Below are 8939 nucleotides of genomic sequence, written 5' to 3'. Positions count from 1 at the left end.
CCGGAGGTGAAGACCAGGGCGGCTTCCTTGCCGTGCAGGTCGGCCAGCTCATGCTCGAGTTCGACCAACGGGTTGGACGTGCCGGAAATGTTGCGGGTGCCGCCGGCGCCAGAGCCCATCTTGCCGGCCGCCCTCTGGAACGCGGCGATGACGTCGGCGTGCTGGCCCATGCCAAGATAGTCGTTGGAGCACCAGACGGTGATTTCCTCGGCGCGGCCGTTGGAACGCCAGATGGCGCGCGGAAACTTGCCCGCGATGCGCTCTAGATCGGCGAAGACGCGGTAGCGACGCTCGGCATGGAGCTGGTCGATCGCGTCCTCGAAGAACCGCTGGTAATTCATGTCCGAATTTCCTTATTTGCTCGCGGTTGCGCTGCGGGCATCAGCTACACCGAACTTGGCAAGGTTAGACGTAACCGTTTGCGGGAGCGGAAGACCTTGATTTATGTCAAAACCACGATTTGGAGGTGTCACCTCCTCAGTTCGATATGAACCGATGCAATGATCCGCTGCGCAGCACAGAACGTGTCACGCCGCCAAAGGTCCTCTCCAGTACCCGGCTATGACCGTAGCCACCGAGAACGATGAGATCGGCCGCAATATCCTGTCCGATCTGGAGGAGGATTTCCGCCGGTTCGGAGCGGCACGCATCCAAGATTTCGGATCGCGCCTTCACACCGTGGCGCGTCAGAAAGAGTTCGACATCCGCTGCATTTTCCCTGGGTCCAGTATTCCCATTGTCCACGGTGGCGATCACGACATCCCTGGCGGTGATCAGGAAAGGCATAGCGTCGACGACGGCACGTCGCGCTTCCCGCGTGTCATTCCACGCAATCAGGATGCTTTCGGCTCTTATCGGCGCAAGGGGTTCCGATGCCACGAGTATCGGACGGCCCGCCGCAAGGATGAGACTTGCCGGATCAAGCACACGATGACGGTCGACCACCAGATCGGCCGTCGGCGGGCCAGCGAGGATCAAGTCGGCGGCACGCGCATTGAGTGCAAGTTGGCGCGTGGGATTGCCTACCTCTCCGCGCCACGAGGCACGATTGCTGCCGTTGACGATGCTCAGGAATTCCTCCCTCAGGCAGTCGAGGCGACCTTCTATCTCCTCTACCTGGCGCCACAACGCCTTGGTCGCGGCCTGGTCATCAGTGCTGGTTGGGAGGACAAAATGCGGCTCGGCGGCGCAGAAGCCGATCAGGTCGGCCTCGATCCGTTGAGCAAGATCCCACGCCATCGCGATGCGTGGCGCTGCGATTGCGTCCACGTCCAGTTGAACCATGATCGTCTTGAAAGCCATCGCGTCATTCCATCTGCGGTTGACGCGACTTGGCCATCAAATAGAGGCAAGCACCTTGATGCGGGTCAAACGCAACGAGACCGGTTGGTGCCGGGGCGCTCGTACAGTCCGCAAGGTCAGAGGGTTGATCCTGATCAAGGACACGGCGACGAATGGCGTCAACGTTGCGCTGTGGAGATTATGTTCGCATGCCTCAGGATGGAGTAGTCGATAATGCACACTCAGCCCGAGCCATCCTCATTCGGCACACAATTGTTGCCGATTGCGGGAAATGGCCAGACGTTCTTCCTTGCTGCCGCGTCTCTTCAAGTCCACGCCTTCAAGGTGATGATGCGCTATAACGTCGAAACGCTGGCATTTCTGAAGCATCGTTGCGAACAGGACATCAAGCTGGCCGACGATCTCATCACCTGTCCGGAGTTCAATGACGCTTTCGACATCTTCTCTGCTTTTCTGCAGAATGCGACATCGCAATACGTCAGCGAAGCCGGCAAGGTCGCCGCACTGACCTCCAGGCTTGCTTCGGAAACGGCCAAACGGGTCCGCGAGGAAGCCAGAACCGCGATCGAGGACGCAGCGGCGAAGACAGTCGCGTAGATCGGCAATGCAGAGGTCGTCAGACATGAACAGCTTTTGTGGGCATCGTCGTCTGCCGGCTTCCGTCCTTGCACTGATGCTGCTCGGATATGTGCACCCAGCCCGTGCCGATAGCCTAACGGATCACGGGAAGGCGTTGGTGGAAGTCAATTGCGCCCGCTGCCACGCCATTGGAAAAACCGACAAGAGCAGTCATCCCGACGCCCCGGCGTTTCGCACCTTGTCAAAGCGCTATCCGATCACCGATCTCGAGGAAGCCCTCGCCGAGGGGATTTCGACGGGCCATCCGGACATGCCTGAGTGGATCGCCAGCCCCGACCAGATCGATGCAATAATCGCTTACATCAACACCTTGCAGAAACCGTGATCGGAGCTGCGGACGCAGCTGGCGACCAAGCCTGATACTCTCCTTGAGACTACAAGTGAGGAATGAGCGCAATCAGCCCGGTGAGGCGTCCTCACAGGGCTAAGACTCCAGCGTTGCCAGAATCGAGCCTGGTTCGATGACGGTATTCGCGGTGGCGACAATCGTCGCGCGGCCACCTACCGGCGCTACAATCTCGTGCAGCGCGTCTTCAACGCGAACTTCGGCTATTCGCTCGCCGGCCTTGATTGTGTCGCCGCTCGTAATGAACCAGCGCTCCAGGATGCCTTCCGGCAACATGCTGGAGGCCCACAGGGCTTCATCGGCCTTGATATAGTGCATCCCAATTCTCCCTATACCGTCTGATGATATGCGCTTGCGCAGCACGGTCCTTGATCCCGATCAATCGGCGTCCAGCGTCGCGATGGGCGCCGGATCAGGTATCAGCGCTGCGTTGGCAATCAATTGGGCTGCCCGCGCCATGCATGTGATTGGCACCGATGACGATATGGCGTCTGCCGCAGCAGCTATTAGCCAGATCAGCTCGACGCCCGGCAACGCGCATGCCTATTCGGCGATTCCAGAAAATGATGCAGATCAATGCGCAACGCACCGTTTGCGAAGATTTTGATGCGATGTGGAAACCAATCCTAAGCGCTCCGTTTGGTCGCGATCTCGAACTCGCCGTCTTCGACGAAGACGGCGAGCACGCGCTTGTGTTTGCCTGCAGAAGGGTGACGGAGGGTTGGAAGAATGCTGCCAGCGGTGCCCGTGTCGACATCCGGCCGACCCACTGGCGCGATTGGGACTTGGAGCGGGCCCAGGTCGGAATTCGCAAACCTCTTGAAAACTCTTCCTAGGGTCGGGATTCCACGATCAGCGCCATGCGCACAAGATGTGACAAGCTGCTTGCGCCCATTTTGCTCATGACATTGGCGCGATGGATCTCGACCGTGCGCGGGCTGATGCCCAGATCGTAGGCGATCGTCTTGTTAGGCAGACCCGAAACAAGTCCATCCAGCACCTGCCGCTCGCGCTCTGACAAGGCCGACAGACGCGTGCGGATATCCGCAGACTGGGGATGCGCCGCGTTTGCTTGGTTCCGATTGGCCAGCGCGGAGCGAATCGCTTCGATCAGCATTTCGTCGTCGAACGGCTTCTCGATGAAATCGGCAGCGCCTTCCTTCATTGCCTGAACGGCAAGCGCCACATCGGCATGGCCCGTCATGACAATGACGGGAATTGTATGCCCGCCCGCCCTGAGTTGCCGCAGGAACTCAATACCGTCTATGCCCGGCATGCGTACGTCGGTGACAATGCAGCCCTCGAGGTTGCCTTTTGCCGTCGAAAGAAATGCCGTGGCCGATTCGTGCAGGCGTACGGCGAAGTCCGCTGTGGCCAGAAGAAAACCGAGCGACTTGCGGACGTCGACATCGTCGTCGACCACGTGCACCAGATCACTGTCGGCCATTTGTGACCTCTTCCTTCTCTACGATGCGCAAGGTGAACCGGAAAGCGGTTCCGCCGGCCGGCGTTACCTCGGCCCATATATGGCCACCGTGCGATTCAACGATGGTACGGCAAATGGAAAGGCCAACACCCATGCCTTGCTTCTTGGTCGTTACGAACGGCTGGAAGAGCTGGGCCGAGACCTCCGGCGCGAGACCCGGACCTGTATCGATTACGCTTACCTCGGCCATCCCATCATCCCGGGCAACGGTTGTGACTTTCAATTCGCGTCGCGTCGCGTCCTGCATAGCCTCCACCGCGTTGCGCATCAGGTTGAGCAGAACCTGCTGAATCTGGATGCGATCGGTCAAGACCAGTTCGGCGGCAGGGTCAAGCTTGTAGCTGACAAGGAGATTTATCTCCCTTGCGCCGACCAGGGCCAGGGACGCGGCTTCCTCGATGAGAACCGGCAGTCGTTCGACCTGGCGCTCGCTTTCGCCCCTGGCCACAAAATCCCTCAGATGACGGATGACGTCGCCTGCTCGCAATGCCTGCTCAGCTGCCTTTTCGACAGCATCCCGAAGCATAGGCGCATTCTCGTCCTGGCTTTTCTCGAGCAGTCGACGACTGCCTTTGAGGTAGTTCGTGATCGCCGTCAGTGGCTGGTTGATCTCATGAGCAAGCGTCGAAGCCATTTCGCCGAGTGCTGTAAACCGCGCCATGTGCAGCAGTTCCTGCTGCTGCTCCTGGATTCTTGCTTCTGCCCGGTGGCGTTCGGTGAGGTCGCGGCAGAAGCCGGTAAAGAAACGTCCGGTTCCCGGATGCATCTCGCCGACGGAAAGCTCCATTGGGAATGTCGTGCCATCCTTGCGCGCGCCGGTAACGGTGCGGCCGAGTCCGATGATCCGGTGCTCTCCCGTCGTCAGATAGCGAAGCAGATAGGCATCATGCTCGTCGCGGTAGGGCGAGGGCATCAGCATTCTCACGTTTTGACCAATGACGTCGCTTGACTGATAGCCGAACAGCGTTTCGGCAGCGGTGCTGAAGGACTGGATCCGGCCCTGTTCGTCAATGACGACCATTGCGTCCGGAACTGTTGCCAGGATGGATCGCAAATGGTCCTCGCGCAGCCGAAGTGCGGCGTTTGCAAAGGAGAGTTCGCTGACATCCGTGCCTTCAATGAAGATCGCGGTGATACGGCCATCGTCAGCCTTGATCGGCTGATAGACAAAATCAAGGATGCGCTCTTCGACCGGGCCGTCGGCTGTGTTGCGAAGGCCAACCTTCACCCCGTAGCCCCTATAGGGCTCGCCGGTCGTGTAGACTTGGTCCAGATGGTCGAAAAACTCATATCCTTCGAGCTCGGGAAAGGCATCCTGCACGGACTTTCCGATCACTTGCCTGTTGCCGATCAATTGCTGGTAGGCGGCATTGGTCAGTTCGAAAACGTGACCTGGCTCGCGCATGAGCGCTATAAATCCCGGAGCCTGATCGAACATTCGCGACAGCAGTGATTTGAGTGTCGTCCCGCCGGGCGACAAACTGAGCGCTTCGTCTTTGATCACCTGAGGTTCCTGAGTTCGAGACGGTGCTACCGGGGCTAATTATCACTTCTCGCCGCTCACGCAAAACGGATCGAGCCGACGTTTTCGTGCGCAGGCGCAGTTGGCGATCTTTGACGCGCGTCAAGGCATTGGACGCTGGCGAATGCAATTCATCACGCATTCCATAGTTCAGCGAAAGGCGTCCGCAATGTCTTACAAGTCAATCATCGTCAACCTCGCCATCGATGCGCCTCCTGCACCTATTGTAAAGGTGGGGGTCGAACTCGCGGAACGGTTCGGAGCCCGTCTTATCGGCTTGGCGGCAGCCGATGTTCCGCCCTTGGTCGCGACCGGCCAAGGCATGGTCTACGAAGGCGAGATCATGCAGATCCAGCGAACAGAAATCGAAAAGCGGCTTGCCGAACTGCGTGCCGAGTTCGAGAGGCTGGTTCCTGCTTCGATCTTTAGCGAATGGGGCCAAGCCGTTTGCAGCCCGACCCGGTTCCTCAGCGTTTCGGCCAGAGCAGCCGACCTTATCGTTACCGGCCAGGCAGGAGACAATGTGTTTCGCGCCGTGGATGTCGGCAGTCTGACACTGGGCGCCGGGCGTCCGGTTCTGGTCGCCGCAACCAACGTCGAGCACGTCCTTGCAAAAACTGTTCTCGTAGCGTGGAAGGACACTAGGGAGGCTCGGCGAGCGATGACTGACGCATTGCCTTTCCTGGCCAAAGCCAGCGAAGTCGTGATTGCCACGATCGACACCGAGCGCGACGAAAGCATTCGCGACAGCCTCGCCGATGTCGCGGTCTTTCTCGAGCACCATGGCATCAAGGCGCGAACCGAGCTGATCGCCGGTAAGGCTGATGGCGACCGGTTGCTGACATTCGCACGCTCGATCCATGCGGATCTCATCGTCTCGGGCGCCTATGGCCATAGCCGCTTGCGGGAATGGGCGTTCGGCGGCGTCACCCGCACGCTGATCGAAGAGAGCGGCATCAACCGCTTCATGTCGTATTGATGATAGGCGAAGCTGGCCAGCAATCCGTCTCGCCAGAGGACGGTGCCTATTGGTCGATCGAGACCAATGACCTCTTGTTAGGTCTTGAGACCTCAGTCTCGGGGCTTGCTTCGTCCGAAGCGGCATCGAGGCTCGCAAAATTCGGCCGAAACACACCCGCGTCGACGTCAGGCGCGTCGGCCCTGGCAGTGTTTGCCCGCCAGTTCCGCAGCCCGCTGGTCCTGATCCTCATTTTCGCGGCCTGCGTATCAGCCTTCGTCGGGGAGGGCCAGGAGGCTGCGATCATCGGCGCGATCGTGCTGGCAAGCTGCGTCCTGAGCTTCACCCAAGAGTACGGTGCGTCGCTGGCGACCGAAGCACTGAAACAGCGCATTTCGCGCAAGGCTATTGTGTTGCGCGACGGCGCCGAGTGCTCGGTCGCCGCCGAAGATATCGTGCCGGGCGACGTGATCCGGCTTTCGGCCGGAAACCTCATTCCCGCGGACGGTATCATTCTGGACGCGCGCGATTTCAATGTCAGCGAGGCTGTACTGACCGGCGAAACCTTTCCCGTCGTGAAGGCACCGGGGCGGTCGGCGCCCGAGGCCTCCATAGCACAGCGCAGCAATGCCGTTTTCACGGGCACGTCGGTCCGCAGCGGCACTGCAACCGTGCTTGCGGCAGCGACCGGCGCCAGCACTGAATTCGCATCGATCGCCGCCGCCCTGGAGCGACAAATCCCCGAAACAGGGTTTGCCCGGGGTATCAGGCTGTTTGGCTATCTGATGACCGAGATCATGCTGGCAATCGTCATCCTGGTGTTCTTCGCCAATCTGCTGCTGCATCGACCGCTGATTGAATCGCTGCTGTTTTCGCTGGCACTGGCGGTTGGTCTCACGCCCGAACTTCTCCCGGCCATCATCAGCGTGACGCTGGCTCGAGGGGCTCGCGCGATGGCAGCCAATGGCGTCATCGTGCGCCGTCTCGATGCCATCGAGAATCTGGGCAGCATGGATTTGCTGTGCACCGACAAGACGGGGACGCTGACGGAAGGCGTTATCCACCTGGATGGATGGCTCGATGTCGACGGCAATCCGTCAACCGATATCCTGCTCTGGGCACGTCTCAACGCGACCCTGCAGACCGGACTGAAGAACCCGCTGGACGAAGCAATCGCCGGCTCGCCGGGCGAAGGCGCATTATTGGCGGCCTTCACGAAAGTCGACGAAATCCCCTATGATTTCATTCGCAAGCGGCTATCCGTTGTGGTCCGGACCAAGGACGCCCAGAACCTTCTGATTACCAAAGGTGCCGTACAAAATGTCCTCGAAACCTGCAGCTTCGCCCGAGCAGCCACCGGGCTGGAACCCCTCGATGAAACGCACCGTGCGGCAATCGACGAAAAATTCCGGCGCTGGAGCGCGGACGGCTACCGCGTTCTGGGCCTGGCAATCCGTCAGTTCGAGAGCCAGAAAACGTTCAGCAGGAAAGACGAGATCGATCTCGCCTTCGCTGGCTTCCTGCTTTTCCTCGACCCTCCAAAGAAGGGCGTCAAGGAGACGCTTGCCGAGCTCGCCCACCGCGGCATCGCGGTAAAGGTCATTTCTGGCGACAACCGTTACGTTGCCGCGCATCTCGCCCAGGCGATCGGCTTGCGCGCCGACAGGATCATGACCGGCGAGGAGCTTTCGAAATTGACGAAGAGCGCGCTCTTCGCGGGCGTGCAGCACACCGACCTCTTCGTCGAGATCGACCCCAACCAGAAGGAGCGCATCGTTCAGGCCTTGCGGAGCAGGAGCCATGTCGTTGGTTACCTTGGCGACGGCATCAATGATGCGCCTGCCCTTCATGAGGCAGACATAGGCATCTCGGTCGACACCGCTGTCGATGTCGCGCGCGAGGCGGCCGATATCATCCTTCTCAAGCAGGACCTCGGCGTATTGGTGCGCGGCGTCGACGATGGCCGCAAGACCTTCGCGAATACGATGAAGTACATTTCAATCACCACCAGCGCCAATTTCGGCAACATGATCAGCATGGCTGTCGCCTCGCTGTTCCTGCCTTTCCTTCCGCTTCTTGCCAAGCAGATCCTGCTCAACAATTTCCTCTCTGACGTTCCTTCACTCGCCATTGCAAGCGACAACGTCGATCCCGACCAACTGCGCCGGCCTCGCCACTGGGACATCCGTTTTGTGCGGCGGTTCATGATCAGCTTTGGCCTGGTCAGTTCGCTGTTCGACTTCGCGACCTTCGTTTTCCTTCTGTTTTTTGCGCACGCCACGGAGGCCGCATTCCAGACCGCCTGGTTTGTCGAGTCGTTGCTGACGGAGCTTGCCATCGTGCTCATCGTGCGCACGCACAGGGCTTTCTGGGCGAGCCGTCCAAGCCCGTTGCTTGCCTGGCTTACATTGGCCGTCGGGATTATGGCGATCATGATCCCCTATCTGCCGTTTGCAGCCTGGTTCGGCTTCGTGCCCCTGCCTCTGCCCGTACTTGTCGCGCTTGTCGCGATTACCGCACTCTACCTATGCGCCTCGGAAGCGACCAAGCGCTGGTTCTTCGGACAAGAGAGCCGGGCCCGCAAGAAGTTGCTTGCCGGTCAGCGGTCCTTTCTCGATCGCCTTGTGGCCAAGGTTTAGCGCCATGCTCCCTGTTTGGGGCTCAGGGATCGGCAACGATACCGCCT

General features: G+C 59.6%; 11 protein-coding genes. 6 read left to right on the top strand and 5 right to left on the bottom strand.

Going from position 1 to position 8939, the window contains the following annotated elements:
* Together EN861_RS00245 and EN861_RS00240 are read right to left on the bottom strand one after the other, a co-directional pair.
* On the bottom strand, positions 1-341 hold a 341-nt coding region (locus EN861_RS00245), incomplete at its 3' end, for an aminotransferase class I/II-fold pyridoxal phosphate-dependent enzyme (protein ID WP_135862935.1).
* A 136-nt stretch (positions 342-477) separates the two neighbouring features.
* Positions 478-1302 carry a universal stress protein gene (locus EN861_RS00240; RefSeq protein ID WP_127275550.1) on the bottom strand — a complete coding sequence of 275 codons (825 nt, stop codon included), beginning with the start codon at positions 1300-1302 and terminating at the stop codon, positions 478-480.
* A gap of 213 nt (positions 1303-1515) precedes the next feature.
* On the opposite strand from EN861_RS00240, the gene EN861_RS00235 reads away from it, so the two are divergent.
* Together EN861_RS00235 and EN861_RS00230 are read left to right on the top strand one after the other, a co-directional pair.
* Positions 1516-1899: a phasin family protein gene (locus EN861_RS00235; RefSeq protein WP_127275551.1), complete on the top strand. Its 384-nt coding sequence runs from the start codon at positions 1516-1518 to the stop codon at positions 1897-1899.
* Between the two features lie 76 nt (positions 1900-1975).
* Positions 1976-2266 carry a cytochrome c gene (locus EN861_RS00230; RefSeq protein ID WP_127275552.1) on the top strand — a complete coding sequence of 97 codons (291 nt, stop codon included), beginning with the start codon at positions 1976-1978 and terminating at the stop codon, positions 2264-2266.
* Positions 2267-2365: 99 nt separating this feature from the next.
* Here the strand turns inward: EN861_RS00230 and EN861_RS00225 are convergent, their stop codons facing one another.
* The gene (locus tag EN861_RS00225; RefSeq protein WP_127275553.1) at positions 2366-2605 is read right to left on the bottom strand and encodes a lipoyl domain-containing protein; all 240 of its coding nucleotides are present in this window, start codon (positions 2603-2605) and stop codon (positions 2366-2368) included.
* A gap of 34 nt (positions 2606-2639) precedes the next feature.
* On the opposite strand from EN861_RS00225, the gene EN861_RS35260 reads away from it, so the two are divergent.
* Both EN861_RS35260 and EN861_RS00220 read left to right on the top strand, forming a co-directional pair.
* Positions 2640-2894, top strand: coding sequence for a hypothetical protein (locus EN861_RS35260; protein ID WP_127275554.1), 255 nt, complete (start codon positions 2640-2642; stop codon positions 2892-2894).
* A 4-nt stretch (positions 2895-2898) separates the two neighbouring features.
* Positions 2899-3123 carry a hypothetical protein gene (locus EN861_RS00220; RefSeq protein WP_127275579.1) on the top strand — a complete coding sequence of 75 codons (225 nt, stop codon included), beginning with the start codon at positions 2899-2901 and terminating at the stop codon, positions 3121-3123.
* On the opposite strand, the gene fixJ is transcribed toward EN861_RS00220, so the two are convergent.
* Together fixJ and EN861_RS00210 are read right to left on the bottom strand one after the other, a co-directional pair.
* A complete protein-coding gene (gene fixJ, locus EN861_RS00215) occupies positions 3120-3734 on the bottom strand; it encodes a response regulator FixJ (protein WP_127275555.1) in 615 nt (204 codons plus the stop codon). The two genes, EN861_RS00220 and fixJ, sit on opposite strands and share 4 nt — an antisense overlap.
* Complete coding sequence (locus EN861_RS00210; protein ID WP_127275556.1) at positions 3721-5277, bottom strand: PAS domain S-box protein; 1557 nt, start codon at positions 5275-5277, stop codon at positions 3721-3723. The genes fixJ and EN861_RS00210 overlap by 14 nt, the downstream gene beginning before the upstream one ends.
* 187 nt (positions 5278-5464) lie before the next feature.
* On the opposite strand from EN861_RS00210, the gene EN861_RS00205 reads away from it, so the two are divergent.
* A complete protein-coding gene (locus tag EN861_RS00205) occupies positions 5465-6274 on the top strand; it encodes a universal stress protein (protein ID WP_189343564.1) in 810 nt (269 codons plus the stop codon).
* Positions 6274-8892: a magnesium-translocating P-type ATPase gene (gene mgtA / locus EN861_RS00200; protein ID WP_245511862.1), complete on the top strand. Its 2619-nt coding sequence runs from the start codon at positions 6274-6276 to the stop codon at positions 8890-8892. The genes EN861_RS00205 and mgtA overlap by 1 nt, the downstream gene beginning before the upstream one ends.
* Positions 8893-8939 lie beyond the last annotated feature (47 nt).

The sequence above is a fragment of the Mesorhizobium sp. M8A.F.Ca.ET.218.01.1.1 genome (assembly GCF_004791165.1).
GTDB lineage: Bacteria > Pseudomonadota > Alphaproteobacteria > Rhizobiales > Rhizobiaceae > Mesorhizobium.
The sequence above is the reverse complement of the archived record's forward strand: the minus strand, read 5'-3'. Positions and strand labels throughout refer to the sequence as shown.

Excerpts from the sequence above, each read along its gene's own strand:
- EN861_RS00240 (WP_127275550.1), bottom strand. The coding sequence starts at position 1,302 with ATGGCTTTCAAGACGATCATGGTTCAACTGGACGTGGACGCAATCGCA.
- EN861_RS00235 (WP_127275551.1), top strand. The coding sequence starts at position 1,516 with ATGCACACTCAGCCCGAGCCATCCTCATTCGGCACACAATTGTTGCCG.
- EN861_RS00230 (WP_127275552.1), top strand. The coding sequence starts at position 1,976 with ATGCTGCTCGGATATGTGCACCCAGCCCGTGCCGATAGCCTAACGGAT.
- EN861_RS00225 (WP_127275553.1), bottom strand. The coding sequence starts at position 2,605 with ATGCACTATATCAAGGCCGATGAAGCCCTGTGGGCCTCCAGCATGTTG.
- EN861_RS00220 (WP_127275579.1), top strand. The coding sequence starts at position 2,899 with ATGTGGAAACCAATCCTAAGCGCTCCGTTTGGTCGCGATCTCGAACTC.
- fixJ (WP_127275555.1), bottom strand. The coding sequence starts at position 3,734 with ATGGCCGACAGTGATCTGGTGCACGTGGTCGACGACGATGTCGACGTC.
- EN861_RS00205 (WP_189343564.1), top strand. The coding sequence starts at position 5,465 with ATGTCTTACAAGTCAATCATCGTCAACCTCGCCATCGATGCGCCTCCT.
- mgtA (WP_245511862.1), top strand. The coding sequence starts at position 6,274 with ATGATAGGCGAAGCTGGCCAGCAATCCGTCTCGCCAGAGGACGGTGCC.